23 protein-coding genes are annotated in these 25211 nt (G+C 70.2%); 14 read left to right on the top strand and 9 right to left on the bottom strand.

Going from position 1 to position 25211, the window contains the following annotated elements:
• Positions 1–18 precede the first annotated feature (18 nt).
• Positions 19–1014 carry an SDR family oxidoreductase gene (locus tag ACMGDM_RS13415; RefSeq protein ID WP_436804614.1) on the bottom strand — a complete coding sequence of 332 codons (996 nt, stop codon included), beginning with the start codon at positions 1012–1014 and terminating at the stop codon, positions 19–21.
• 256 nt (positions 1015–1270) lie between these two features.
• On the opposite strand from ACMGDM_RS13415, the gene ACMGDM_RS13410 reads away from it, so the two are divergent.
• Complete coding sequence (locus ACMGDM_RS13410; RefSeq protein ID WP_436804613.1) at positions 1271–1432, top strand: hypothetical protein; 162 nt, start codon at positions 1271–1273, stop codon at positions 1430–1432.
• A gap of 407 nt (positions 1433–1839) precedes the next feature.
• Here the strand turns inward: ACMGDM_RS13410 and ACMGDM_RS13405 are convergent, their stop codons facing one another.
• Positions 1840–3876 (bottom strand): NAD(+) synthase, encoded by a 2037-nt coding sequence (locus ACMGDM_RS13405; protein ID WP_436804612.1) that lies wholly within the window; start codon positions 3874–3876, stop codon positions 1840–1842.
• Between the two features lie 90 nt (positions 3877–3966).
• Between ACMGDM_RS13405 and ACMGDM_RS13400 the strand changes: the two genes are divergently transcribed.
• The 8 genes from ACMGDM_RS13400 to ACMGDM_RS13365 all read left to right on the top strand — a co-directional run bounded on the left by ACMGDM_RS13400 (position 3967) and on the right by ACMGDM_RS13365 (position 12456).
• Positions 3967–6843 carry a PAS domain S-box protein gene (locus tag ACMGDM_RS13400; protein ID WP_436804611.1) on the top strand — a complete coding sequence of 959 codons (2877 nt, stop codon included), beginning with the start codon at positions 3967–3969 and terminating at the stop codon, positions 6841–6843.
• Positions 6844–6963: 120 nt separating this feature from the next.
• On the top strand, positions 6964–7836 hold the full coding sequence (locus ACMGDM_RS13395) for an RcnB family protein (RefSeq protein WP_436804610.1): 873 nt from the start codon (positions 6964–6966) through the stop codon (positions 7834–7836).
• Positions 7837–7899: 63 nt separating this feature from the next.
• Entirely contained in the window at positions 7900–8652 is a 753-nt protein-coding gene (locus ACMGDM_RS13390) for a prolyl hydroxylase family protein (RefSeq protein WP_436804609.1), read from the top strand.
• Between the two features lies 1 nt (position 8653).
• Complete coding sequence (locus tag ACMGDM_RS13385; protein ID WP_436804608.1) at positions 8654–9694, top strand: COX15/CtaA family protein; 1041 nt, start codon at positions 8654–8656, stop codon at positions 9692–9694.
• 150 nt (positions 9695–9844) lie between these two features.
• Complete coding sequence (gene rplM / locus ACMGDM_RS13380; protein WP_436804607.1) at positions 9845–10324, top strand: 50S ribosomal protein L13; 480 nt, start codon at positions 9845–9847, stop codon at positions 10322–10324.
• Entirely contained in the window at positions 10324–10872 is a 549-nt protein-coding gene (rpsI, locus tag ACMGDM_RS13375; RefSeq protein ID WP_436804606.1) for a 30S ribosomal protein S9, read from the top strand. The genes rplM and rpsI overlap by 1 nt, the downstream gene beginning before the upstream one ends.
• Positions 10873–11170: 298 nt before the next feature.
• Positions 11171–11812 (top strand): class I SAM-dependent methyltransferase, encoded by a 642-nt coding sequence (locus ACMGDM_RS13370; protein ID WP_436804605.1) that lies wholly within the window; start codon positions 11171–11173, stop codon positions 11810–11812.
• Entirely contained in the window at positions 11812–12456 is a 645-nt protein-coding gene (locus ACMGDM_RS13365) for a DUF962 domain-containing protein (RefSeq protein WP_436804604.1), read from the top strand. The genes ACMGDM_RS13370 and ACMGDM_RS13365 overlap by 1 nt, the downstream gene beginning before the upstream one ends.
• A 142-nt stretch (positions 12457–12598) precedes the next feature.
• Here the strand turns inward: ACMGDM_RS13365 and ACMGDM_RS13360 are convergent, their stop codons facing one another.
• Positions 12599–14254, bottom strand: coding sequence for an aminotransferase class III-fold pyridoxal phosphate-dependent enzyme (locus ACMGDM_RS13360; RefSeq protein ID WP_436804603.1), 1656 nt, complete (start codon positions 14252–14254; stop codon positions 12599–12601).
• Positions 14255–14292: 38 nt separating this feature from the next.
• On the opposite strand from ACMGDM_RS13360, the gene asd reads away from it, so the two are divergent.
• Positions 14293–15144, top strand: coding sequence for an archaetidylserine decarboxylase (gene asd / locus ACMGDM_RS13355; protein ID WP_436804602.1), 852 nt, complete (start codon positions 14293–14295; stop codon positions 15142–15144).
• Positions 15145–15308: 164 nt separating this feature from the next.
• Here the strand turns inward: asd and ACMGDM_RS13350 are convergent, their stop codons facing one another.
• Positions 15309–16196: a LysR family transcriptional regulator gene (locus ACMGDM_RS13350; protein ID WP_436804601.1), complete on the bottom strand. Its 888-nt coding sequence runs from the start codon at positions 16194–16196 to the stop codon at positions 15309–15311.
• An 84-nt stretch (positions 16197–16280) separates the two neighbouring features.
• On the opposite strand from ACMGDM_RS13350, the gene ACMGDM_RS13345 reads away from it, so the two are divergent.
• Positions 16281–17063 carry an alpha/beta fold hydrolase gene (locus ACMGDM_RS13345; protein WP_436804600.1) on the top strand — a complete coding sequence of 261 codons (783 nt, stop codon included), beginning with the start codon at positions 16281–16283 and terminating at the stop codon, positions 17061–17063.
• A gap of 237 nt (positions 17064–17300) precedes the next feature.
• Here ACMGDM_RS13345 and acs read toward each other — a convergent pair whose 3' ends face one another.
• The 5 genes from acs to ACMGDM_RS13320 form a co-directional block, all read right to left on the bottom strand.
• Entirely contained in the window at positions 17301–19229 is a 1929-nt protein-coding gene (acs, locus tag ACMGDM_RS13340; protein ID WP_436804599.1) for an acetate--CoA ligase, read from the bottom strand.
• A gap of 43 nt (positions 19230–19272) precedes the next feature.
• Positions 19273–19974 (bottom strand): inner membrane-spanning protein YciB, encoded by a 702-nt coding sequence (locus tag ACMGDM_RS13335; protein ID WP_436804598.1) that lies wholly within the window; start codon positions 19972–19974, stop codon positions 19273–19275.
• On the bottom strand, positions 19971–20903 hold the full coding sequence (ftsY, locus tag ACMGDM_RS13330; RefSeq protein ID WP_132907957.1) for a signal recognition particle-docking protein FtsY: 933 nt from the start codon (positions 20901–20903) through the stop codon (positions 19971–19973). Before ftsY ends, ACMGDM_RS13335 begins: the two co-directional genes overlap by 4 nt.
• On the bottom strand, positions 20900–22081 hold the full coding sequence (locus ACMGDM_RS13325) for a MiaB/RimO family radical SAM methylthiotransferase (protein ID WP_436804597.1): 1182 nt from the start codon (positions 22079–22081) through the stop codon (positions 20900–20902). The genes ftsY and ACMGDM_RS13325 overlap by 4 nt, the downstream gene beginning before the upstream one ends.
• Positions 22082–22177: 96 nt before the next feature.
• Positions 22178–23065 (bottom strand): diacylglycerol/lipid kinase family protein, encoded by an 888-nt coding sequence (locus tag ACMGDM_RS13320; protein ID WP_436804596.1) that lies wholly within the window; start codon positions 23063–23065, stop codon positions 22178–22180.
• A gap of 78 nt (positions 23066–23143) precedes the next feature.
• Between ACMGDM_RS13320 and hemB the strand changes: the two genes are divergently transcribed.
• Genes hemB through ACMGDM_RS13305 form a run of 3 tightly spaced genes read left to right on the top strand, consistent with a single transcriptional unit; the run spans position 23144 to position 25193 of the window.
• A complete protein-coding gene (gene hemB, locus ACMGDM_RS13315; RefSeq protein ID WP_436804595.1) occupies positions 23144–24136 on the top strand; it encodes a porphobilinogen synthase in 993 nt (330 codons plus the stop codon).
• Positions 24133–24663: a GNAT family N-acetyltransferase gene (locus ACMGDM_RS13310; protein ID WP_436804594.1), complete on the top strand. Its 531-nt coding sequence runs from the start codon at positions 24133–24135 to the stop codon at positions 24661–24663. Before hemB ends, ACMGDM_RS13310 begins: the two co-directional genes overlap by 4 nt.
• Positions 24660–25193 (top strand): GNAT family N-acetyltransferase, encoded by a 534-nt coding sequence (locus ACMGDM_RS13305; RefSeq protein WP_436804593.1) that lies wholly within the window; start codon positions 24660–24662, stop codon positions 25191–25193. Before ACMGDM_RS13310 ends, ACMGDM_RS13305 begins: the two co-directional genes overlap by 4 nt.
• Positions 25194–25211 lie beyond the last annotated feature (18 nt).

Genomic DNA, 25211 nt, shown 5'->3' with positions numbered 1-25211 from the left:
TCGCTCAATGAGCTTGGCTCAGGGATTGCCCTTGCCGCCGTGCGCACCCACCGCCGTCCCGGTGGAGAAGCTGGTGCCCTCCTCGGCAAGCGCGACGTACAGCGGAGCCAGCTCGGCGGGCTGGCCGGCGCGGCCGAGCGGCGTGTCCTGACCGAACTCGCCCATCTTGCCCGGCAGCTGGCCACCCGCAACCTGGAGCGGCGTCCAGATCGGTCCCGGCGCCACCATGTTGACGCGGATCCCCTTCTTGGCAAGCTGCTTGGCGAGCCCCTTGGTGAAGATCAGGATCGCCCCCTTGGTCGAGGCGTAATCGAGCAGCTCCTCACCGGGATCGTAGCTGTTGACCGAGCCGGTGTTGATGATCACCGAGCCCGGCGGCATCGACGGGATCGCCGCCTTGGCGATGCGGAACATCGCGAAGATGTTGGTCTCGAAGGTGCGCACCATCTGCTCGTCGCTGATCTCGGAGATGTCCGACTTGCTCTGCTGATAGGCGGCGTTGTTGACGAGCAGATCGAGCCCGCCGAGCCCCCGCACCGCGTCGGCCACCAGCTTGGTGCAGGCGCGCTCGGTACGGATGTCCGCCGGCAGCAGCACCGCCTTGCGTCCGGCCTGCTCGATCAGCGCCTTGACCTCCTGCGCGTCGGGCTCCTCGCTGGGATAATAATTGATCGCGACGTCGGCGCCCTCGCGCGCGAAGGCGATCGCGGCGGCGCGGCCGATCCCGCTGTCGGCGCCGGTGAGCAGCGCCTTGCGCCCGGCGAGCCGACCCGAGCCGCGGTAGCTGGTCTCGCCGCTATCGGGGCGCGGGTTCATCTTCGACTGGAGCGCGGGCCAGGGCTGGCGCTGCTCGGGGAAGGGCTGGCGGGTATATTTGCTGCGCGGGTCGCTGAGCTTGGCGGGACCGTTGGCGGCGGCCGGATTGCCCTGCGCGGCGGCGCTGCTCGCGGAGAAGGCGAGGCCGGCGGCGGCGCCGCTCAAGATGGTGCGGCGCGTCGTGCCTTGGTCGTCCATGTCGCTGATCTCCTGAGAGGATGTCGCCCGAACGGGCGAAAGGTGCGGAGGTTCAGTAACTTATTCCCGGCGGACGCGACGTGTGCGGAGACGCCGATGCGCGCTGGTGCGTGGCCGGCGCGACGCTTGCCCCAAGCCTCCCCATCATCCCGGACGTGTTCCGGGATCCGAGGTTCCGCGGGCGCCTCGGCGACGGTGTGTGCGGCACGCTGGATCCCGGACCAAGTCCGGGATGACGGGTAGACATCGGCGAGCGATGGTCGCTCTCGCCGGGCGCGTGGTGACGCTCGGTAACGTATTGCCGACGGACGCGGTGAAGGTTGAGAAGGTTGAGGCGCAGGCGCATCGTTCGGCGATTGTCGTGAGGCGGGTGACGGCGGATCAATGGGTTGCCGTCCGGGCGCGGCGCGAATGTTGAGAATGTTGAGACACCGGCGCGGATAATGAGACGCGAATGTTAAGGAAAGTTGGATCGTTGGCGCCGGATCGGTGGATGGTTCGACCATGTCAAAGAGCGCGTCCACGTGCTCCCGCGTGGCCAGGAGATCGCGAGCCTTGGGGCATGTCGCGGGGGATACCGCGTGCGCGGGAACACGGAGGCGTGAGACGGCGACAGCATAGCGTTATGGCGCCGGCGTAGGACAGCGGCGAACGACACCCAGCCGACAGGATCATAACGCACCGACGTGATCCGTCATCCCGGGTCAGGCCCGGGATGATCGGCTTTCTCCGGGCGACCTTCCCGCGCGATCTTCGACGTCCGTATCCGGGAAAAGCCGGCTCGAGCCCGGGTCGCCGGTGACGCCGCCGCTCCGTCCGGTCAGCTCACGGCCCGTTCGCCGCGAGTTCGGCGAGCCAGGCCTTGGCGGTCCCGTCCGAGGGCGCGCGCCAGTCGCCGCGCGGCGACAAAGCGCCGCCGGCCGAGACCTTGGGTCCGTTGGGGAGGGCCGAGCGCTTGAACTGGCTCGTCTGGAAGAAGCGTACAAGGAAGCGCTCCAGCCACAATCGCACTGTGTCGAGGTCATAAGCGGTGCGCGTCGCTTCCGGATAGCCGAGCGGCCAGCGCCCCTGATCGGCGTCGCGCCAGGCGTGCCAAGCCAGGAACGCGATCTTCGACGGCGCCAGCCCGTGGCGGATCACGTAATGTGCGAAGAAGTCGTTGAGCGCGTACGGCCCGATCTTGCTCTCGGTGCTCTGCAACGCCTCGCCCGGCACCAGCTCGGGCGAGATCTCCTGCCCCAGGATGGCGTCGAGCACCGCATTGGTGCCGGCGTCATATTGATCGGTCGCGATCGCCCAGCGGATCAGGAACTGGATCAGCGTCTTGGGCACGCCTGCGTTGACCGCATAATGGCTCATCTGGTCGCCCACGCCATAGGTGCACCAGCCCAGCGCCAGCTCGCTCAGGTCGCCGGTGCCGACCACCAGCCCGTCGCGCTGGTTGGCGATGCGGAACAGATAATCGGTGCGCAACCCCGCCTGGACGTTCTCGAAGGTGACGTCATAGACCTTCTCGCCGCGCCCGAACGGATGCCCCATGTCCGCGAGCATGCGCGTCGCGGCGGGGCGGATGTCGATCTCCTCCGCGGTGATGCCGAGCGCGTCCATCAGCTTCCAGGCGTTGCTCTTGGTGCCCTCGCTGGTGGCGAAGCCGGGGAGGGTGATGCCGAGGATGTCCGCGCGCGGCCGCCCGAGCCGGTCGAGTGCCTTGGCCGCGACGATCAGCGCGTGCGTGCTGTCGAGCCCGCCCGACACGCCGATCACCAGCCGCTTGGCGTTCGCGGCGACGAGCCGCTTGGCAATGCCCTCGACCTGGATGTTGAACGCCTCGTAGCAATCCTCGTCGAGCTTGGCGGGATCGTTGGGCACGAACGGAAAGCGGCGCAGATCGCGCTCCAGGCCGACATCGGCGAAATCGGGCCGGTGGTCGAAGCCGATACGACGGAAGCGCGTCTCAGGATGGCCGAGCAGCGCGGCGCTGTCGTTGAACGTACCGTTGCGCAGCCGCTCCTGCGCGAGCCGCTCGAGATCCACGTCGGCGATCACCAGTTCGGGCTCCTGCGCGAAGCGGGTGGATTGCGCGAGCAGCTCGCCGAGCTCGTGCACCGTCCCCTGGCCGTCCCAGGCGAGATCGGTGGTGCTCTCGCCGGGCCCGGCGGCCGAATAGACGTAGGCGCACATCGCGCGCGCCGACTGCGACGCGGACAGCATCATCCGCTCGCGCGATTTGCCGATCACCACGTTCGAGGCCGACAGATTGGCGCACACCAGCGCGCCGGCGAGCGCGCCGAGCGTCGAAGGCGGGGCAGGGGACCAATAATCCTCGCAGATTTCGGCGTGGAGCACGAAGCGCGGCAAATCGTCCGCGGCGAAGATCAGGTCGGTGCCGAACGGCACCTCCTCGTCGTCGAGCCGGATCGTCAGCCCGGAGAGCCCGGCGCCGCTCGCGAACCAGCGCTTCTCATAATATTCGCGATAGTTCGGCAGGAAGGTCTTGGGCACCACGCCGAGCACGCGTCCGCGCGCGATCGCCAGCGCGCAATTGTACAGCCGCCCTTCGCGCTCGAGCGCGGCGCCGACGAGCAAGACGGGCCGCAGTTCGACGGAGGCCGCCACCACGCTCGCGATCGCATCGCGCGTGGCGAACTGCGACGCCGACTGGAGATGGAGGTCGTCGATCGCATAGCTGCTCAGGTTCAGCTCGGGAAAGACGAGGAGGTCGACCGCCGCCTCGTGCGCGCGCCGGGCCAGCGCGAGGGCCGCCTCCGCGTTGAAGGCAGGATCGCCCACGCTGGCGGGCGGGGTGGCCGCGGCGACGCGCAGCAGGCCGTGGTGATGGATCGAGCGGAAGGCCGGGTTCATGCCCCTGGCCTACTCGCCCTCGCGCCGCGCCACCACCCGCCGCATCTTAACTTCTCTCAATCACCAACCCGCGCTAGATTGCCGCGCGCGATGAATCGAGTGCTACCTCCGCCGAGCGATCCGACGCTGCTGTTCGCGCACGGCGGCGAGATGGGCGAGCGGATCCTCGCGCACGACTGGTCAACCTCGCCGCTGGGTCCGCTCGCCGACTGGCCCGCCGAGCTGCGTAGCGCGCTCGCGCTCGCGCTGCCGGCGCGGGTGGAGATCGTGCTGTTCTGGGGGCCCGATTACGTCGCGCTCTACAATGACGCTTATGCGCCGACGATCGGCGCGAAGCACCCGGGCGCGCTCGGCCGGCCCGGGCGGGAGGCGTGGAGCGAGCTGTGGGGCGATCTCGAGCCGCTGCTCGCGCACGTACGCGCCTCGGGCGAGACCTTCGCGGCCAAGGACCGGCCGTTCTACATCGAGCGCGACGGACACGGCGAGACGGTCTATTTCGACGTCAGCTACTCGCCCGTGCCGCTCGCCGACGGCAGCGTTGGCGGCGTGCTGTGCATCGTCTCGGAGACCACGGCGCGCGTCCGCGCCGCGCGCGCGATGGCGGAGGACCGCGAAAGGCTGCGCGCGATGTTCGACCAGGCGCCGGGCTTCATCGCGGTGCTGCGCCAGCCCGGGCACGTCGTCGAGCTCGCCAATGCCTCGTACCGCCGGCTGGTGGGCGGACGCGACGTGGTGGGGCGCGCACTGGCGGAGGCGGTGCCCGAGGTGGTGCAGCAAGGGCTGGTTGAGAAACTGGACGCGGTCGTGGCGACGAACACGCCCTATCGCGGCAGCGACGTGGCGCTGCTGCTGCCGCGCGACGGCGGCGCGACGGAGGAGCGAAGGCTCGATTTCATCCTACAGCCGATCGCGGACGCGAGCGGCGCGGTCACCGCGGTGTTCGTCGAGGGGATCGACGTCACTGGCCGACATCGCGCCGAGCGCGCGCTGGCGGTGAGCCGCGACTCACTCGAGCTCGCCACCGAGGCGGGCGAGATCGGGACGTGGAACTATGATCTCGCGAGCGACCGCTTCACCTGCTCGCCGCGGACCTGGGGCATGTTCGGGATCGGCCCCGGTCCGGCGCAGCCGCTCACCGAGTTTGGCGAGCTGCTCCATCCGGAGGATCGGCCACGCGCGCGCGCGGCGTTCCTCGCCGCGATCGATCCGGCGCGGCGCGAGCGCTACGACATCGAATATCGCACGCGTCCCGCCGCGGATGGATCGTTCCGCTGGCTCGCGGTACGCGGGCGCGGGCTGTTCGAGGGCGAGCGCTGCGTGCGCGCGATCGGCACCGTGATCGACATCACCGCGCGAAAGCGCGAGGCGGAGGCGTTGCGCGAGAGCGAGGCGCGCTTCCGCATGATCGCGGACAGCCTGCCCGCCCTGGTGTGGCTCACCGACGCCGATCTCGCGCTCACCTTCGCCAGCGAGGGCTTCCGCACGATCCTCGGCGTGTCGCCGGACCAGGTGGTGTCACGCGGCTGGCTGGCGCTGCTGCCGAGCGAGCTGCGCGCGGCGGCGGCACGCCGACTGATCGAGCGCCAGCAGGCGCGTGACCCGCTCAGCGGCGACTATCGCCTGATCACCGCGGACGGGCGCGAGCGCTGGGTCCATGCCGAGGCGCGCGCGCGCTATCTCGACGGCAGCTTCCTCGGCTATGTCGGCTGTGCGATCGACGTCACCGAGGCGCATCTTGCCGGCGAGCGGCTCGAGGCGCGGGTGGAGGAGCGCACCGCCGAGCTTATGCGGCAGATCGCCGAGCGCGAGCGCGTCGAGGAGACGCTCCACCAGCTCCAGCGGCTCGAGGCGATCGGTCAGCTCACCTCTGGCGTCGCGCACGATTTCAACAATCTGCTCACCGTGGTGCTCGGCAATGTCGAGATGGTGGCGCGCGCGGCCATGCGCGGGCCGCTCGAGGCCCTCGCGCTCGAGCAGCTCGACCACATCCGCGTCGCGGCCGAGCGCGGGGCGACGCTCACCGCGCAGCTGCTCGCCTTTTCGCGGCGCCAGCGGCTCGAGGCCAAGGTGGTGGACCTCAACGCCGCGGTGTCGGGGCTGGTGCCGCTGCTGGAAAGCACGCTCGGCCGCTCGATCGCGATCGAGGCGGCGGTCTGTGACGATCCCTGGCCGGCGATGGTGGACCCGACCCAGCTCGAACTCATTCTGCTCAACCTGGCGATCAACGCGCGCGACGCCATGCCGGGCGGCGGCACGCTGCGCGTCACCACCGACAACGTCTCGCTCGGCGCCCCGCGCCGTGCCGAGGAGCCCGCGCCGGGCGACTATGTCCGCGTCGCGGTGAGCGACACCGGCACGGGCATGACCGCGGACGTGCTGGCGCGCGCATTCGAGCCGTTCTTCACCACCAAGGAGGTGGGCAAAGGATCCGGGCTGGGCCTGGCGCAGGTGTTCGGCTTCGCCAAGCAATCGGGTGGCGGCGTGCGCATCGATACGGCGCCGGGCGCGGGGACAACGGTGTCGGTCTTCCTCCCGCGTGCCGCCGCCGCGCCGCTGCCGGTGGAACATGATGACGGACCCGCACCGGGCGGGTCGCTGGCGGGGCGGCGCGTGCTGGTGCTCGACGACGAGGATCGCGTCCGCGAGGTCACCGCCGAGGCGCTGCGCGACGCGGGCTGTCGCGTGATCGAGGCAGGCGACGGCGCCGCTGCGCTGGACGCGCTCGCGCGCGATCCGACGGTCGAGGCCGTGGTGGCGGACGTGGCGATGCCGCGCATGACCGGAATCGAGTTCGCGCGACGTGCTCGCGACGATCGCCCGATGCTGCCGGTGCTGTTCGTCACCGGCTATGCCGACGCGGACGAGCTCGCCGCGCTGCCCGCGGCGCAGGTGATCCGCAAGCCGTTCACGCGCGCCCAGCTGATCGAGCGGCTGGCGGCGCTGCTGCCTGCGCCGCCACGCGCCTAGGCGGGCGCTGGGATGCGCGCACCTGTCGCGTGGCTGTCGGTGTGGTTCAGCCGGAGTTTCGCCGCGACGCGCTATACCACCGCGGATGGGGCCGGCTGGTGCGCCGGCGAGCGAAGGCGGATGGCCATGATCAGGGCGATGGTGGCGGGTTTGCTGGCGAGCGTCGGGCTGGTGCCCGCGGCGGCGGCGCAGGACGGTTCGCTGCGCGACGCGATGCGCGCGCGGATGCAGGCGCGCATGGAGGCGCGCGGCCAGCCCGCCGCGCCGGCGCGAAACGCGCCGCTCGCGCGCGGTGGCGAGTGGCGGCGTCCGGACCGGCCGGAGCGCGTCGACACCAGCGGCTGGCGCCGCGGAGACGGGGTGCAGCCCGGTGATCGCGCGCGCGCCGGGACCGCGCCGCCCGCGCCGCCCGCGCCACCACCGCCGCCCGCGCTGACTCCTCCGCAGGGCGATCCGCGGCGCGATCGGGCACGGTGGGGCGATCCCGCGGGTCGGGGGGAGCTCGACCCGGCGGCCCGCTCGCGCACGGAATGGCGCAGCGGTCGCGATGACCGCTCGCCCGGATGGGACCGGCGCGATGGGCGCGGGCGACCTGACGAGGGCTGGCGGAGCGAGCGCCGCGTGCGCGGCAGCGTGGTCGAGTGGGGCAGTGCACGCGGTGCCGGCCGGGATCGCGACGGGCGATGGGATCACGACTGGCGGCGCGACCGCCGCTTCGACTGGAGCGGCTATCGTAGCGCCAATCGCTCGGCCTACCGCCTGCCGCGCTATTATGCGCCGTACGGCTGGGGTGACGGGTATCGGCGCTTCGGTATCGGGGTGCGGATCGCGCCGCCGCTGTTCGCGCAGGGTTACTGGATCGCGGATCCCTGGTCCTATCGCCTCCCGGACGCCTACGGCCCCTATCGCTGGGTGCGCTATTATGACGACGCGCTGCTCGTCGATCTCGACAGCGGGCAGGTGGTAGACGTCATCTACGACATCTTCTGGTAAGCCGCGGGGCGGCGCGGCTCGGGGCGGGTTGCACGTTGCCGCGTGCCGCGCGATGGATCCGGCATGGCCCTGACGACCCTTCCCCCGGGCGGCCCCTCCGCCGCGCGCGCCGCGATCGGCGCGGCGGTGGCCGCCAAGCTGGACGCCGATCCCAGGCTGCAGCGCCTTCCCAGCGACCAGGTCGCGGCGTGGCGCTGCCTCGACTTCCTCGATCAGGCGTGGTGCGACTGGCTCATCCAGGTGATCGACTCGAACCGCCGCCCGTCGTCGCTGCTGAGCGACCGCGGCGACCCGAAGAACCGCACCAGCGAAAGCTGCGACATGGACCGGTTCGCCGAGGGCATCCGCCAGGTCGACGAGTCGATTGCCGCCTTGCTCGGCATCGCGCCCGAATTTGGCGAGACGATGCAGGGGCAGCGCTACGCGCCGGGGCAGCTGTTCCGCACGCACCACGATTACTTCCACGAGGGCGAGAGCTACTGGCCGCGGATGCGCGAGAACGGCGGGCAGCGCACCTTCACCGCGATGATCTACCTGAACGAGGTGAAGGAGGGCGGGGCGACCTGGTTCCCGCAGGGCGGGTTGCGCGTGTCGCCGCGGCGCGGAATGCTGCTCGCCTGGGACAATATGACCGCGGACGGCAGCCCCAACACCGCCACGCTGCACGAGGGCATGGCGGTGGTGGAGGGCACCAAATATGTCGTCACTAAGTGGTTTCGTGAGGAACCCTGGGGCCGCGCCGCGCGCGCGGCGGCGGAGGCTGCCGCGCGCGCGGCCGCAGCGTCGACGGACGCCGCCGCCTCTGCTAAGCGGTGACATGCTTCAGGCCAGCCCCGGTTTCTCGCTCAGCACCCGCCCGCGCGCGATCGCGCGCTGGCTCTACGCCGTCGCCGCGCTGATCGTCGCGATGGTGGTGGTCGGCGGCGTCACCCGGCTGACCGAGTCCGGGTTGTCGATCACCGAATGGAAGCCGATCTCGGGCGCGATCCCGCCGCTCACCACCGCGCAGTGGCAGGCCGAGTTCGCTAACTACCAGCGCATCCCCGAATATCAGCAGCTCAACCGTGGCATGACGCTCGACGGCTTCAAGGCGATCTTCTTTTGGGAATATGCGCACCGGCTGCTCGGCCGCGTGATCGGGCTGGCGTTTGCGCTGCCGCTGCTGTGGTTCGCGGTGAAGCGCCAGGTGCCGCGCGGCTATGGCTGGCGGCTCGGCGCGCTGCTCGCGCTCGGCGCGCTGCAGGGCGCGATCGGCTGGTGGATGGTCGCCTCGGGGCTGTCGGTCCGTACCGACGTCAGCCATGTGCGGCTCGCGGTGCATCTCGGCACCGCTTTGTTCATCCTGGCGGGGATCGTGTGGACCGCGCGCGATCTGATCGCGCTGGCGGACAACCCGCTGGCGCGCCCGGCGCCGCTGCGTGCGCTGCCCGCGCTGGCGCTCGCGCTGCTCGCGGTGCAGATCGTATTCGGCGCGTTCACCGCGGGGCTCGACGCAGGCTATGCCTTCGCGAGCTGGCCGCTGATGGGTGACGCGCTGTTCCCCGCGGGCACGCCGCTGATGGCGCCGGCGTGGCGCAACGCGGTGGATAATCCGATCGTGGTGCAGTTCATCCATCGCTGGTTCGCGTTCGTCGCGGCGGCGGTGCTGCTGCTGCTGGGGCATCGTGCGCGGCAGGTACGCGCGCCGCGTGCCGCGGTAGCGGTGGCGGTGTTGGTGACGACGCAGATCGCGCTCGGCATCGCGACGCTGCTCAGCGGCGTGGACCTGCCGATCGCGGTGGCGCACCAGGCCAATGCCGCGTTGCTGCTGATCAGCGCGGTCGCCGCCGCCCATGCCGTGAGCCGCAATCGCGCCTGATCAAGTCCTCGGGTATCGGAATACCCGTCGACAAAGCCGCGGAAACCTTGACTTCATGAGCCTGCGACGGCATTGGGCCGGCATCGGCGCGCAGGCCCGGCGGGGCGGCGCGTCTTTTCTATTCGAACGCGAACAGAGGTCACAGGCACCATGAAGGCGCTGATGAAGACCACCAAGGCGGCCAAGCCGCACGAGGTGGAGAAGAAGTGGCACATCGTCGACGCCGAGGGCCTGGTGGTCGGTCGTGCCGCGGTGGTGATCGCCAACGTGCTGCGCGGCAAGCACAAGACCAGCTTCACCCCGCACGTGGACTGCGGTGACAATGTCATCGTGATCAACGCCGACAAGGTGCGCTTCACCGGCAACAAGCTGGGCGACAAGGTCTATTACAAGCACACCGGCTATGCCGGCGGCATCAAGGGCGTCACCGCGGCCAAGGTGCTCGAGGGTCGCTTCCCGGAGCGCGTGCTCGAGAAGGCCGTCGAGCGGATGATCCCGCGCGGTCCGCTGGGCCGTCAGCAGATGCGCAATCTGCGCATCTACAAGGGCGCCGAGCACCCGCACGAGGCGCAGAACCCCGCGGTGCTCGACATCGCCGGCATGAACCGCAAGAACAAGGTGGGCGCATAATGTCCGACAACCGCCAGTCTCTTTCCGATCTCGGCGCCGCGCTCCAGGAGCAGCGCGAGACCCAGCAGAACGCCACCGAGGCGTCGGCCGAGGCCTATCTCGCGGGCAGCATCGACGAGCCGGTGCAGCGCGCCCCGCTGCGCGCGCAGGAGATCGACAAGCAGGGCCGTGCCTATGCCACGGGTCGCCGCAAGGACGCGGTCGCCCGCGTGTGGCTCAAGCCGGGCTCGGGCAAGATCACGATCAACGGTCGTGACCAGGAGATCTATTTCGCGCGTCCGACGCTGCGTCTCGTCATCAACCAGGTGTTCGGGATCACCGAGCGCGAGGGTCAGTATGACGTGGTCTGCACCGTCAAGGGCGGCGGGCTCTCGGGCCAGGCCGGCGCGGTGAAGCACGGCATCAGCCAGGCGATCACCAAGTATGAGCCGGCGCTGCGCGCGCCGGTGAAGGCGGCCGGCTTCCTCACCCGCGACAGCCGCGTCGTCGAGCGCAAGAAGTACGGCCGCGCCAAGGCGCGTCGCAGCTTCCAGTTCTCGAAGCGCTAAGCGGATATTGCCATGTGCTCCTGCGGACGCAGGAGCCCAGAGCCACAAGCACCAGCCTTCGTCGTCCTGGGTTCCTGCGTGCGCAGGAACACGGAGCGACAGCGGGAACCCAGAGGGGCGGTCCGGCGACGGGCCGCCCTTCTCCTATGCGCCGCATGTCACTTCGGTAACAGGAGCGTGACAGCGCGCGTCACCGATCCGTCGTCAAGCTGACACGCAACACGTGGAGAGAGGTCAGACATCACCGCGGCCCGATCTTCGGGTCAAACGAAGGTAATGCGCTGACATGACAGCAGTGATGACGACGGCCGGGGTCGCCCAGGCCTATGATCGCTGGGCTCCGATCTACGATCTCGTATTCGGACCCGTCTTCCGCCAGGGCCGGGCCAGCGCGATCCGCGCCGCGGACCGGATCGGTGGCCGCATCCTTGAAGTGGGGGTCGGCACCGGTATCTCGCTGCCCGGCTATGCGCGGACCAGCCGGGTCACCGGCATCGACATCTCCGAGGACATGCTCGACAAGGCGCGCGCGCGCGTCCGCCGGCAGAACCTCCACAATGTCGACGCCATCCGCGTCGGCGACGCGGAAGCGCTCGACTTTGCGGACGACTCGTTCGACGTCGTGGTCGCGCAATATGTCGTGAGCGCGGTGGCACATCCGCAACGCGCGCTGGACGAGTTCGCGCGGGTGTGCCGGCCGGGCGGCGAGATCGTGATCACCACCCGGGTCGGCGCCGAGAAGGGCGTGCGCGGCACGATCGAGAAGACGCTGATGCCGGTCACCAGCCGGCTCGGTTTCCGCACCGACTTCCCGTTCGCGCTCTACGAGGACTGGATCGCCGGGCGTGACGACGTCGCTTTGATCGAGCGCCGGGAGATCCCACCGCTCGGCCATTTCTCGCTGGTGCGCATCGCCAAGCTCGACCGGGAGGACCAGTGATGCCGACGATCCGCAAGCTCCGCTTCGAGGACGAGCAGGGCAATCCTGGCTTCCGCGCGCAGCTCAAGGAGCAGCGCTGGGACGACCACCGCTTCTACCACCACAATCTGGTTAACCAGAGCCTGCATTTCGTCAGCGCCTGCACCTTCCTGGTGGCTTATGCTTTGCTGTTCGTCGACGCCGCGCTGGCGAGCCTGCTCGCCTGGGGCGTGGCGATGACGAGCCGCCAGGCCGGGCACTTCTTCTTCGAGCCCAAGGATTATGACCACGAGAACGGGGTCAGCCACGAATATAAGGAAGAGGTGAAGGTCGGCTATAATCTCACGCGCAAATACGTGCTGATGGGCTTGTGGCTGGCGATCCCGGTGGTGCTCGCGATCGAGCCGACCTTGTTCGGCCTGCTCGAACGGCCTGACACTGCGCTCGACTTCCTCCGGCACGTCGGGTTCGGCTGGCTGTTCTTCGGGGTGGCGGCGATCCTGTTCCGGGTCACCCAGCTGTGGCTCGAGCGGGACCTGGAGACGGGCATCGTCTGGGCGACCAAGATCGTCACCGATCCCTTCAGCGACTTTCGGCTCTATCGCACCGCGCCAGCGCGGCTGCTCAAGGGCGAGCGCAGCGAGGACCATCACGCCGCGGCGTGAGGCTGCGAGGGAGGCGACTATCTCGCCGCCTGCGCTGTTCCCCGGCCAAGGCCGGGGAACAGTTGAGGAACGTCGGTGAGATCCGATACGGCCTTCCCACCTGGCCCCCGGCTTTCGCCGGGGAACAAGTGAGGTGAGGGATCTACCCGCGCATCCTTGCCCGCAGCGACTCGCGCAACGCCATCCGGCGAAGTTGCTTGTCGCTGACCTCCGGCCCGCTCCACCAGCCATCCGCCTGCATTGCTCGGGCGGCGGCGACAGAGCGTCGGACGATCTCGTCGAACAACGTGTCGTCCATGTCGAGGCTGAAGATCAGCCGCCCCGTACCGACCCAGCTCAGCGCCAGCCCTTCGGCGCGGAGGTAATATTGCAGCATCCAATTGTAGCGCGACGGCCGCGTGTAGAGCACCGTCCAGATCGTCGACAGGTTCGCGACGCGCACGGGCAGGTCCTCGGCAGCCATGGCGGCGTTGAATTGCGCCGCCCGTGCGTCCCATTTGGCGTCAAGCCCGTCGTACAGCGCCTGAACCGGTCGGGTCTCGAGCCGGCGCAGGAAGGCGTCCATCGCCGCCATCACATAGGGATGCGCGTTGAAGGTGCCCCGCGCGAAGCAGATGTCGACCGGCCGGTCGTCGCGCCAGCGCTTCATCAGCGCGGCGCGTCCGGTGAGCACGCCGACCGGCAGCCCGCCGCCCAGCGTCTTGCCCCAAGTGATCAGGTCGGGCTCGACCCCGACGCGGCGCAGCAGGCTGCCCGGCGCGAGCCGGAAGCCGACGAACACTTCGTCCGCGATCAGTACGATACCGTTGGCGCTGCAGGTCTCGGCGAGGCGGTGGAGCCAGCGCGCATAGGCGTCGAGGTCAGTACCGGCGCGGCGCGCGCTGTCGACCAGCTGGCCGTCCGACGGCGCCGACGCATTGGGATGGAGCGCCTGGAGCGGGTTGACCAGCACGCAGGCGATGTCCTTGCGGGTGGCGAGCACGCGCAGCGTCTCGTCGCTCATCTCGGCGAGCGTCAGGGTGTGACCGGCCGGGACGGGATTGCCGATGCCGGGCTGCACATCGCCCCACCAGCCGTGATAGGCGCCGGCGAAGCGCACCAGCCGTCGCCGTCCGGTATGATAGCGCGCGAGCCGTACCGCCTGCATCACCGCCTCCGTCCCCGACATGTGGAACGACACCTCGTCGTGCCCCGACAGCGCGCGCAGCCGGCGAACGTTATCCGCGACCACCGGGTGATAGGCGCCGAGCAGGGCGCCGAGCGGCTCGGCGGTGGCGACCGCCTCGCGCAGCGTCTCCTTGTAGAAGTCGTTGCCGAACAGATTGACGCCGTAGGATCCGGTGCAGTCGATCAGGCGGTTGCCGTCGAGGTCGATCAGCCACGCGCCCTCGGTCTGCGCGACACAGGCGCCCGACGGCAATTTCGCACGCACCACCTCGGCGAAGGGGAAGGGGACGCGGTAGCGGCCGGTGAACTGCAGGTCGGAGAGGCCGGCGCGGGTCTCTGCGGTCAACGCGAGCGTCTGCGGGAAGCGCTCGGTATAGAGCTCGCTCAGCCGGCGGAAGCCTTCGCGCCGCCGCGCCGCGACCGCGTCGTCGCAGCCGTCGGCGCGGAAGAAGCGCGCCTCCGGGTGGCTGTAGAAGGGGATCTGCCCCGCCACGCGCTTGGCCATGCGGACATGGCCGCCGAGCGAAGGATGCTTGGCACGCGACAGCCGCAGCCGCTCGCGTCCCTTACTGACGGCGAACAGGCTGGTGGCGACCGCGCCGGCCACCGCGACGAACGTCTTCTTCTCCATGCCTCCCCACAGACCCTCACGATGACGCAGGTGTGACAATGCGCTCGGCTTTCCTCCGCCTGCTGCTGCAGGAAGACCTCAACTTCCTGCTCACCAACCGCATCCCGCGTCGCTGGGCGACCAAGCTGGTCGGCCGCATCGCCGCTGTGGAGCACCCCCTTGTCGCGCGGCCGGCGCTGGCGGCGTGGCGCTTCTTCTCGGACGTCGACCTGTCCGACGCGGCCACCACCGAGTTCCGCTCGCTTCGCGACGGCTTCGTGCGGCGGCTGCGCTCGGGCGCGCGCGCCTATGACCGCGATCCCACGACGCTGGCGAGCCCGTGCGACGCGATCCTCGGCGCGCACGGCCGGATCGAGGGCGACCGCGTCTACCAGATCAAGGGCTTCCCCTACCGGCTCGGCGACCTGGTGCCCGATCCGGCGCTGGTGGAGCGGTTTCGCGATGGCTGGTTCGTCACGCTGCGGCTCACCGCGGCGATGTACCACCGCTTCCACGCGCCGGCCGACCTCGCCGTCACCGGAGTGACCTATCTCTCGGGCGACTGCTGGAACGTGAACCCGATCGCGCTCAAGCGGGTCGAGCAGCTGTTCTGCCGCAACGAGCGCGCTGTGATCGAAGCGCAGGCGGACGGGCGCCCGCTGTTGCTGGTGCCCGTCGCGGCGATCCTGGTGGCGAGCATCCGGCTGAGCTTCCTCGACGTCGCAACGGTGCTGCGCGACCAGGGCGGTGCGCGGGTCGCGTGCGACGCCCGCATCGGCAAGGGCGAGGAGATGGGCTGGTTCGAGCATGGCTCGACCATCCTGCTGTTCCTGCCGCCCGCGGCACGCCTGTGCGACGGGCTGCGGCTGGGCGACACGATCCGCGCCGGGCAGGTCCTGGCGGACTGGTGAGGGCGGGCTGCGTTGGCGCGTCATCGGGCGGTGCCGCGCCGCCCCGAGTTCGCTCGTCATCCCTGTGTCAGCATCCACCGTGCCGCGCCGGGAGCGGCCGTTGCTCCGGCCGCCTCATGGATCCTGAGAAGAGTGCAGGATGGCGCAAGAGACCAGCACATGCGTCATCCCACCGCGCGCCGCGCCTCGGCGACGAACGCGGCGACCGCGGGGGCGCGTTCGTCACGGCGCGTCGCCAGCGCCAGCGCCGCGCTGGCGGTCGAGTCGAGCAGATCGTGATAGGTCACGCCCTTGAGCGGAGTATCGCGCATCGAGGCGGGCACGAGCGCGACTCCGAGCTCGGCCGCCACCAGCGCGAGCACCGAGGCGACCTGCGGCGCGGACTGACCGGAAATGGGCTCGAACCCGGCTTCGCGACAAGCCGCCACGGTGGCGTCGTACAAGGTCGGCCCGAGCGCACGCGGTGTCATCACGAAGGGATCATGCGCCAGCTCGGCGAGCCGGATCGGTGCCGCATGCGGCATGCGGCTGGAGGCGAGCGCGGCGATCATCGGCTCGGTCGCGATGGGATGGAGCGTGAGACCGTCGCGCGCGATCGCCTCCGGGCGAAGGAAGGCAAGGTCGATCGTTCCCTCGCGCAGCCAGGCGACCAATGCGTTGGAATGCGCCTCCATCAGCGCCAGCTCGACGCTGGGATAGGCGCGTCGGAAAGCGCGGATCGCCGCCGGCACGCGGTGATTGAAGGCGGCGGAACCCGTGAAGCCGACTCGTATCGACCCGATCTCGCCGCGCGCGGCGCGTCGCGCCTCCGCGACCGCGTCCGCGACGAGCCGAGGCACCGCCTGAACGCGCTCGCGGAAGGTCGCGCCGGCCGCGGTCAACTCGGCGCCGTGCGGCACGCGGTGGAACAACGCGGCGCCGATCTCGCGCTCCAGATCCTTGATCTGCTGGCTCAGCGGTGGCTGCGCGATCCCGAGCCGCTGCGCCGCACGGGTGAAATGGCGCTCCTCGGCGATCGCGAGGAAGTAGCGGATATGGCGTAACTCCATCATCTCTCCAACGTATCGAGATCGGGCGCATGATGTATTGGACATATGGCCGGCGCAATCAGCATATGTCTGTCGTGGAGACAGACGATGGCAACGGCGGCGATCACGATTGAACCTTGCGGCACGGCATGGCGCCACCCGGCGGCAAGCGCGCCCGCGCTCGAGCCGCTGGTGCTGCTGCCGGGATTGCTGTGCGACCAGTCGCTGTGGCGGCAGCAGGTCGACGCGCTGGCCGACATCGCCGCGCCGCTTGTCGCCGATCTCACGCTCGACGACAGTATCGAGGCGATGGCGCGGCGCACGCTGGCGGTCGCGCCGCCACGCTTCTCGCTCGCCGCGCTGTCGATGGGGGGCTATGTCGCGCTGGAGATCATGCGGCAGGCACCCGAGCGGGTGTCTCGGCTGGCGCTGATCGACACCAGCGCGCGCGGCGACACGCCCGCGCGCACCGTGCAGCGGCAGGCCGGGATCGACTCGCTGCGCCGTGGTGCGTTCGTGGGCGTCACGCGCAAGCTGCTGGGTGAACTGGTCCACCCCGACCATATCGACGACGGCGTCGGCGACGCCCTCCGCGCGATGGCGCAACGCGTCGGCAAGCAAGCGTTCCTACGCCAGCAGCACGCGATCATGCGCCGCCCCGACGCGCGTGCCGGTCTGGCCCGCATCGCGGTCGACACGATGGTGGTGGTCGGCGAGGGGGACCGGATCACGCCGGTCGAGCACGCGCGCGAGCTGGCCGCGGCGATCCCCGGCGCGACGCTCCACGTCCTGCCCGCGTGCGGCCATATGCCTGCGCTGGAGACGCCCGAACGGGTCAGCGCGCTGCTGCGCGACTGGCTGATGGCCGCGCACCGCGAGCGGGCGCACTGATTCGTCCTAGCGGGTAGGGGCGAATAGGACCGCGAGGAACGCCTCCCGCTTCATCTGAACGCCGTCATCCTGAGCTTGTCTCAGGATACACCGTGCCGCGCTCTCGCTCGGCGCCCTATCTGCGGGACGGTGTATCGTGAAACGAGTTCAGGTTGGCGGTTGGGGCGGAGAGGACGGGCAGATGCACATGCGGGCAGGAGCGACGTGACAAGGGAGTTCCGTCACCGCACTCCGGCTTCACCCCACGCGATCCGCCACCAGCACATCGACCACCGACGGGTCCGCCAGCGTCGAGGTGTCGCCCAGCGCGCCAAGGTCGTTCTCCGCGATCTTGCGCAGGATGCGGCGCATGATCTTGCCCGAGCGAGTCTTCGGCAACCCCGGTGCGAACTGGAGTGCATCGGGGGTGGCGATCGGCCCGATCTCCTCGCGCACCCATTGCCGCAGCGCGGCGCGCAACGCGTCGGATGCCTCCTCGCCCGCATTGAGCGTGACGAAGGCGTAGATGCCCTGGCCCTTCACCTCGTGCGGCATGCCCACCACGGCCGCCTCGGCGACGCTGGCATGCGCCACCAGCGCGCTCTCCACCTCGGCGGTGCCCATGCGATGGCCGCTGACGTTGATGACGTCGTCGACCCGACCGGTGATCCAGTGATAGCCGTCGGCGTCGCGGCGGCAGCCGTCACCGGTGAAATACTTGCCCGGGTAGGTGGTGAAGTAGGTCTGGAAGAAGCGCTCGTGATCGTTCCACACGGTGCGCATCTGCCCCGGCCAGCTGTCGACCAGGCAGAGGTTGCCCTCGGTCGCGCCCTCCAGCACCTTGCCCTCTGCGTCGACGATCTGCGGCTGGACGCCGGGCAGCGGCTTGGTCGCCGAGCCGGGCTTGAGATCGGTTGCATAAGGCAGCGGCGAGATCAGGATGCCGCCCGTCTCAGTCTGCCACCACGTGTCCACCACGGGACAGCGCGAGTCGCCGACGACGCGGTGATACCAGTTCCACGCCTCGGGGTTGATCGGCTCGCCGACGCTGCCGAGCAGCCGCAGCGAGGCGCGGCTGTGGCCAGTCACCCACTTGTCGCCCTCCCGCATCAACGCGCGGATCGCGGTCGGCGCGGTGTAGAGGATGTTGACGCCGAGGCGGTCCACGGTCTCCCACAGCCGGCCGTGATCGGGATAGTTGGGCACACCGTCGAACATCACCGTGGTCGCGCCGTTGGCGAGCGGGCCGTAGACGACATAGCTGTGACCGGTGACCCAGCCGATGTCGGCGGTGCACCAGAACAGCTCGCCGTCGCGATAGTCGAACACCTCCTTGAAGGTCTTGGCGACCCAGACGAGATAGCCGCCGGTGGTATGGAGCACGCCCTTGGGCTTGCCGGTCGAGCCCGAGGTATAAAGGATGAACAGCGGGTCCTCGGCGCCCATCGGCTCGGGCGCGCAATCGTCGTCGACGCTTTCCAGCGCGTCGTGAAGCCACACGTCGCGGCCCGCGGTCATCGCGACGTCGCCACCGGTGCGGCGGATCACCAGCACGTGCTCGACGCCAGGGCAGTGCGCCGCCGCTTTGTCGACGTTCGCCTTTAGCGGAATGCGCTTGCCGCCGCGGCAGCCCTCGTCGGCGGTGATGACGATCCGCGAATCGCAGTCCTGGATGCGGTTGGCGAGGCTGTCGGGGGAGAAGCCGCCGAACACGATCGAGTGGATCGCGCCGATCCGCGTGCAGGCCAGCATCGCCGCGGCGGCTTCGGCGATCATCGGCAGGTAGAGCGTCACGCGGTCGCCGCGGCGGACGCCGAGCGACTTCAGCACGTTGGCGAAGCGGCACATGTCGCGGTGAAGCTCGCGATAGGTGAGCGTGCGGGTTTCGCCGGGCTCGTCGCCCTCCCAGATGATCGCGACCTGATCGCCGCGCGTCGCGAGATGGCGGTCGACGCAATTGACCGAGACGTTGAGCTGGCCATCGGCGTACCAGCGGATGCGGAAATCGGCCTCGTCGAACGACGTGTCCTTCACCCGGGTAAAAGGCGTGATCCAGTCGACCCGCCGCGCCTCGTCGCGCCAATAACCCTCGGGATCAGCAACCGAGCGGCGATAGGCCTCCTCATAGCCGGCGCGGTCGATGCTGTCGGGCAGGCCCGCCGGCGCGGGGTGACACGTCTCGCTCATCGCTCGTTCTCTCTCCTCGATCCTCGTCGTCGTCGCGCCGGGCTCAGCCCTCGGGCGGTACCGGCGGCGTCTCGTCGCCAAGATTAAGCCCGTGACGCATCAGCATCGGCACGTTGGCCACCGCGAACAGCATCGTCACCGGGATGACCACCCATACCTTGTAGATCGCCCACAGGTCCCAGCCACGCTGCGCGCCGAACGTGGCCGCGGCGCCGCGCCACACCGCCTCGTTGGCGAACGCCATGGCGACGAAGAACCACACCCAGTTGAGCGTCAGCCGGTGCCATCCGCGCTCGCTCAGCCCGGGGTAGCTCGACCCCATCAGCTGCTGGAGCAGCGGCCGCCCCGTTGCCGCACCGAAGCCCAGCGTGGCCGCCAGCAGCGCGTAGACTATCGTCGGCTTGGTCTGGATGAAGCGCGGGTCGCGGAAATACATCGTCAGCCCGCCGAACACGATCACCAGCCCGGCCGAGATCAGCAGCATCGGCGGCACGCGCCCGAGCTTGGCCTTGGCGATCACCAGCGCGACCACGCTCGCCAGCACGAAGGCGGCGGTGGCGACGATCACGCGCGCGAGCAGCAGCGCCTCGACGCGGGTCAGGTCGGACAGCGCGGGCGTCACCGCGGCGACGAGCCGGCGCGCACTCTCACCCGGCAGCAGGAAGTTGACCGCAAAGAACACCGCCAGCGGGCCGTAATCGACCAAAGCGCGCGCGCCCGCCGACTCCTTCGGCGTCGCGCTCACTTGCGCGGCCCCGTGTCGACCCCGGCGATGATGCGGCTGACCTCGCGCGCGTCGAACGGGCGCAGGTCGTCCATCTGCTCGCCGACGCCGATGGCGTGGATCGGCAGGCCGTAGCGCTCCGCCGCCGCCACCAGCACGCCGCCGCGCGCGGTGCCGTCGAGCTTGGTCATGACGAGCCCGGTGACGCCCGCCACCTCCTTGAACACCTCGATCTGGTTGAGCGCGTTCTGCCCCGTGGTGGCGTCGAGCACCAGCAGCACGTCGTGCGGCGCGGCGGGGTTGAGCCGGCCGAGCACGCGCCGGATCTTGGCGAGCTCGTCCATCAGCTCGCGCTTGTTCTGGAGCCGGCCGGCGGTGTCGACGATGAGCACGTCGGTACCGATCTCGGTCGCCTTCTTCACCGCGTCCCACACGATCCCGGCGGCATCGCCGCCCTCGGGGCCGGTGACGATCGGCACGCCGATCCGCTCCGCCCACGTGCGCAGCTGGCCGATCGCGGCGGCGCGGAAGGTGTCACCCGCGGCGAGCATCACTTGGTAATCCTGCTCGAGGAACAGGTGCGCCAGCTTGGCGATCGTGGTGGTCTTGCCCGAGCCGTTGACGCCGATCACCAGCACCACCTGCGGGCGCGGGAAGGCGTCGATCCCGAGCGGCTTGGCGACCTGCGCCAGCACCTTTTCCACCTCCTCCGCGACGACGAGGCGGATGCCGAGCTCCTCCATGTTGCGCTCGAACGTGCCCTCGGCGAGCCGCGCGCGAACCCGGCCCGCGGTCTCCGGGCCGAGGTCGGAGCCGATCAGCGCCTCTTCTACCTCGTCGAGCGTATGCTCCTCGAGCCGCGCGCCGCCGAGGCCGGCGAGGTTGCCGACCAGCCGGTCGGAGGTGCGGCGGAAGCCGCCCAGCAACTTGTCGTGCCAGCTCGTGCTCATGCGATGGTTCCGGTGAGATGGTCGGGCGCGGCGGAGACGATCGTCACGTCGTGCACGCTGCCGATGGGGAGGGGGGCGGCGAGGCGGACCTCGCTGAAATCGGGGGCGTGGCCGCGGTCGCCGGGGCGCTCGATCAGCACGCGCTGCACCGTGCCGACCTGGCGCGCGAGGCGGTGCGCGAGGCGCGCGGCCGAGGCGGCGCGCAGCGTGGCGGCGCGGGCGCGCGCCACCTCGGGCTCGACCTGCGGCATGCGCGCCGCGGGCGTCCCCGCGCGCGGCGAGTAAGGGAAGACGTGCGCGTGGGTGATGTCGGCCTGCTCGATTAGCGCGAGCGTGTTGGCGAACATCGCCTCGTCCTCGGTCGGGAAGCCGGCGATCAGGTCGGCGCCGAACGCCAGCTCGGGCCGTGCCGCGCGCAGCCGCTCGACCAGCGCTAGCGCCGCGGCGCGGCGATGCCGCCGGCGCATGCGCTTGAGCACGAGGTCGTCGCCCGCCTGGAGCGAGAGGTGGACGTGCGGCATCACCCGCGGCTCCTGCGTGAGCAGCGCGAACAGCGCGTCGTCGATCACGTGCGGGTCGAGCGAGGAGAGGCGGACGCGCTCCAGTCCGGGCACGTCGGCGAGCAGCCGCTCGACCAGTGCGGCGAGCCCCGCACCGCGGTCGTCGTAGCTGGCGAGGTCGACCCCGCTCAGCACCACCTCGCGTTGCCCCGCCTCGACCAACGCGGCGACCCGCGGGACGATCTCGGCGATGGCATCGCTGCGGCTGGCGCCGCGGCCCTGCGGGATGGCGCAGAAGGTGCAGGCATGGTCGCAGCCGTTCTGCACGCCGACGAAGGCGCGGGTCTGCGCGCGCGGCCGCGGCGCGTTGCCGCGCGCGCCCCAGCTCGCCGGCAGCAGCTTGGCGGCATTGGCCACCAGGCGGTCGACTTCAGGCATGGCGGCAAAGCCGGCGCGGTCCATCTCGGCGGCGCAGCCGGTGACGACCAGCTCGGCGTGCGGCAGGCGACGCCGCAAGCGGCGCACCGCGGCGCGCGTGTCGCGCATCGCCTGGTTGGTGACGCCGCAACCGTTCACCACCGCCACGCCCGCGCCGGCGAGCTGGCGGATCGCCTCGCTCTCGGCGATGTTGAGGCGGCAGCCGAGCGTCACGACCTCGGGCTGGGGAACGGCGGACATGGCGCGCGATCTAAGCGGCGGCGCGGGCGAAGTCGACCCTGTGGTGTGGGGAGGGGACACGATGCTCCTCGCAGGGCGGGGAGGATCGCGATGTGCTCACCCCCGCGGCGCCATCACCTCGATCACTCCCGCGGCGACATGCGCGGTGACCGGCGTGTGCGCCAGCACCTCGCCATCGATCGAGATCGGCAGCGGCGGGTCGCTGCGCACCCGGATCGACGTGCCCGAGAAGGTCACCACCTCATGGTGGCGCTCCGGGCGGCCGAGCCAGCTCGCCGCCCAATTGGTCACCAGCCGGCGCTTGTAGTGACCCTTCACCACCTGGACCACGATCTTGCCCGAATCGACCTTGGCCTCGTCCACCAGCCAGGTGCCGCCGTGATAGGGACCGTTGGAGATCCGCACCTCGACCGCCTTGATCTTCTGCTCGCCTTTGCCGTCGCCCGCGTCGACATAGAGCGTGAAAGGTCGGAAGCGGGTCAGCTGATAGCCCGCCCAGCCGAGATAGCCGAGCCGCCCCGCCACCTTCTTGAGCCGGTGCGGCACCGTCTCGGCGATCTGCGGGCTCAGCCCCATGGCGGCGCAATTGGCGAAATAATCGTCGTCGATCATGCCGAGATCAATTCGCCGCGGCGCGCCGGTACGGAACACCTCGATCGCGCCGTCGATATCGAGGGGCAGCCCCAGCGTGCGCGCGAAGCTGTTGGCGGTGCCGAGCGGCAGCACGCCGAGCACGACGTCATGTCCCACCATCAGGTCGACCAATCCGCTAATGGTGCCGTCGCCGCCGCCGAGGATGAGCAGGTCGGGCTTCTTCTCCAATGCCTTGCGCACGGTACGGTCGAGGTGCTTGGGGTCCTTCACCGCGTGCGGTTCGACCTTGAACGGCAGCTCGCGCAAGCGCCGGCAGGCGCGGCGGAACAGCTTGCGCCCGCGCCGCGACTTGGCGTTGACGACGAGCGCGGCGGAGCGGATCTCTCTCATGCGCGAGCTAACGCGCGAGTTGGCGTTCCGCTGCCGTAACGCTTGCATGGTGCGTCCGATTGCGGGAAAGCCGCTGGCATGCACGCTGCCTTTCCCGCGCTGCGCCTGCGCCGCACCCGCGCTGCCGACTGGAGCCGCCGCCTCCACGCCGAGCATATCCTCACCCCGGCCGACCTGATCTGGCCGATGTTCGTCACGGAGGGCGAGCAGCTTGAGGAGCCGGTCGCGACCTTGCCCGGCGTATCGCGCTGGTCGATCGACCTCGCGGTGGCACGCGCCAGGGAAGCGCACGATCTCGGCGTCCCCTGTCTCGCGCTCTTCCCCAACACGCCGCGCGACCGTCGCAGCGACGACGGTGCCGAGGCGCTCAATCCCGACAATCTGATCTGCCGCGCCACCCGCGCGATCAAGGACGCGGTCCCGGACATCGGCATCCTCACCGACGTCGCGCTGGATCCCTATACCGCGCACGGCCACGACGGGGTGATCGACGCCGCCGGTTATGTCCGCAACGACGATACGGTCGAGCTGCTGGTGGGGCAGAGCCTCAACCAGGCGCGCGCCGGCGCCGACATCATCGCGCCGAGCGACATGATGGACGGGCGCGTCGGCGCGATCCGCGCGGCGCTGGAGCGGGACTCGCACGTCAACGTCCAGATCATGGCCTATGCCGCCAAATATGCCTCGGCCTATTACGGCCCGTTCCGCGACGCGGTCGGCACGCGCGGGCTGCTCAAGGGCGACAAGACCACCTATCAGATGGATCCGTCCAACCGCGAGGAAGCGTTGCGCGAGGTCGCGCTCGATCTCGCCGAGGGGGCGGACAGCGTGATGGTCAAGCCCGGGCTGCCCTATCTCGACATCGTGCGCGCGGTGAAAGACGAATTCGCGGTGCCGGTGTTCGCCTATCAGGTGTCCGGCGAGTATGCGATGATCGAGGCGGCGGTCGCCGCAGGCGCGGCCGATCGTGATGCGATGGTGCTCGAGACGCTGCTCGCGTTCAAGCGCGCCGGCTGCGCGGGGGTGCTGACCTATCACGCGGTGCACGCGGCACGACTGCTCGGGGCGTGATCGTCACCCTGCGTCTCATCCTGCGTCCGGCCGAACCGCGAGATCGCGCCGCGCTCCACGCGATGTGGGCCGACGCGCTGGTGATGGCGGAGCTTGGCCCGGTGAAGGATGCGGCGGCGAGCGACGCGGCGATTGCGCGCCACGCCGGCTATCGCGCCGAGGGAATCGGGTTCGGCACGGTCGAGCGGCGCGCCGACGGCGCGGTGATCGGCTTCTGCGGGCTCAAGCCGGGCGCGCCGACCACGCCGATCCGCGGTGAGCTGGAGATCGGGTGGATGCTTGCGCGCGCGGCGTGGGGGCAGGGCTATGCGCGCGAGGCCGCGGCGGCATGGATCGACTGGGCCTGGGCGCACCGTGCCGAACCGCGGGTGGTGGCGATCACCGCGGCGCGCAACGTGGCGAGCCGCCGCCTGATGGAGCGGCTCGGCATGCACCAGCTCGCCGACGGCGCGTTCGACCATCCCGACTTCGCCGCCGACGACCCGCGACGCGCGACCGTGACCTACGCGATCGATCGTCCGCAATGATCGAGACCGAGCGGCTGACCCTGCGCGGGTGGCGCGCCGACGATGTAGCGTCGTTCCACGCGCTGGCGCAGGACGCCGAGGTGATGCGCCATATCGGGCCGTCCGAGACTCGGCGCGAAAGCCGCCGCGCGTGGCGCCGGATGGCGGCGGCGCAGGCGCGTTACGGCCATTGCTTCTGGGTCGTGGAGCGCCGCGCCGACCTTGCCTTCGTCGGCCTGTGCGGGCTGCTCCCGCTCAAGCCGCCCGTCGCGGGCGAGGTGGAGATCGGCTGGCGGCTGGCGCGCGAACATTGGGGCAGGGGCTTCGGCTATGAGGCGGCGACCGCCTGCCTCGAATGGGCGTGGGAGCATCTCGACGTCCCCACGATCGCGGCGGTGACCGTGCCCGCCAACACGCGCAGTCGCACGCTGATGGAGCGGATCGGCATGACGCGGGTGGCGGGCGGCGACTTCGATCACCCTGAGCTCGAGGTGGGCGACCCGCTGCGCCGCCACCTGCTCTATCGTATCGCGCGGCCGACGCGTGGCTGAGGCGGCGCGGACGCGCGG

The organism is Sphingomonas larreae, assembly GCF_051400595.1.
In the GTDB taxonomy this organism is placed as follows: Bacteria; Pseudomonadota; Alphaproteobacteria; order Sphingomonadales; family Sphingomonadaceae; genus Sphingomonas.
This window is presented reverse-complemented; position numbering and strand designations above follow the sequence as displayed.

Coding starts and splice junctions, on each gene's coding strand:
- ACMGDM_RS13305 (WP_436804593.1), top strand. CDS start 24,660: ATGATCGAGACCGAGCGGCTGACCCTGCGCGGGTGGCGCGCCGACGAT.
- asd (WP_436804602.1), top strand. CDS start 14,293: ATGCGCTCGGCTTTCCTCCGCCTGCTGCTGCAGGAAGACCTCAACTTC.
- ACMGDM_RS13395 (WP_436804610.1), top strand. CDS start 6,964: ATGGCCATGATCAGGGCGATGGTGGCGGGTTTGCTGGCGAGCGTCGGG.
- ACMGDM_RS13345 (WP_436804600.1), top strand. CDS start 16,281: ATGGCAACGGCGGCGATCACGATTGAACCTTGCGGCACGGCATGGCGC.
- ACMGDM_RS13325 (WP_436804597.1), bottom strand. CDS start 22,081: ATGTCCGCCGTTCCCCAGCCCGAGGTCGTGACGCTCGGCTGCCGCCTC.
- ACMGDM_RS13320 (WP_436804596.1), bottom strand. CDS start 23,065: ATGAGAGAGATCCGCTCCGCCGCGCTCGTCGTCAACGCCAAGTCGCGG.
- rpsI (WP_436804606.1), top strand. CDS start 10,324: ATGTCCGACAACCGCCAGTCTCTTTCCGATCTCGGCGCCGCGCTCCAG.
- ACMGDM_RS13400 (WP_436804611.1), top strand. CDS start 3,967: ATGAATCGAGTGCTACCTCCGCCGAGCGATCCGACGCTGCTGTTCGCG.
- rplM (WP_436804607.1), top strand. CDS start 9,845: ATGAAGGCGCTGATGAAGACCACCAAGGCGGCCAAGCCGCACGAGGTG.
- ACMGDM_RS13360 (WP_436804603.1), bottom strand. CDS start 14,254: ATGGAGAAGAAGACGTTCGTCGCGGTGGCCGGCGCGGTCGCCACCAGC.
- ACMGDM_RS13365 (WP_436804604.1), top strand. CDS start 11,812: ATGCCGACGATCCGCAAGCTCCGCTTCGAGGACGAGCAGGGCAATCCT.
- ACMGDM_RS13350 (WP_436804601.1), bottom strand. CDS start 16,196: ATGATGGAGTTACGCCATATCCGCTACTTCCTCGCGATCGCCGAGGAG.
- ACMGDM_RS13390 (WP_436804609.1), top strand. CDS start 7,900: ATGGCCCTGACGACCCTTCCCCCGGGCGGCCCCTCCGCCGCGCGCGCC.
- ACMGDM_RS13370 (WP_436804605.1), top strand. CDS start 11,171: ATGACGACGGCCGGGGTCGCCCAGGCCTATGATCGCTGGGCTCCGATC.
- ftsY (WP_132907957.1), bottom strand. CDS start 20,903: ATGAGCACGAGCTGGCACGACAAGTTGCTGGGCGGCTTCCGCCGCACC.
- ACMGDM_RS13385 (WP_436804608.1), top strand. CDS start 8,654: ATGCTTCAGGCCAGCCCCGGTTTCTCGCTCAGCACCCGCCCGCGCGCG.
- acs (WP_436804599.1), bottom strand. CDS start 19,229: ATGAGCGAGACGTGTCACCCCGCGCCGGCGGGCCTGCCCGACAGCATC.
- hemB (WP_436804595.1), top strand. CDS start 23,144: ATGCACGCTGCCTTTCCCGCGCTGCGCCTGCGCCGCACCCGCGCTGCC.
- ACMGDM_RS13415 (WP_436804614.1), bottom strand. CDS start 1,014: ATGGACGACCAAGGCACGACGCGCCGCACCATCTTGAGCGGCGCCGCC.
- ACMGDM_RS13410 (WP_436804613.1), top strand. CDS start 1,271: ATGGTCGCTCTCGCCGGGCGCGTGGTGACGCTCGGTAACGTATTGCCG.
- ACMGDM_RS13405 (WP_436804612.1), bottom strand. CDS start 3,876: ATGAACCCGGCCTTCCGCTCGATCCATCACCACGGCCTGCTGCGCGTC.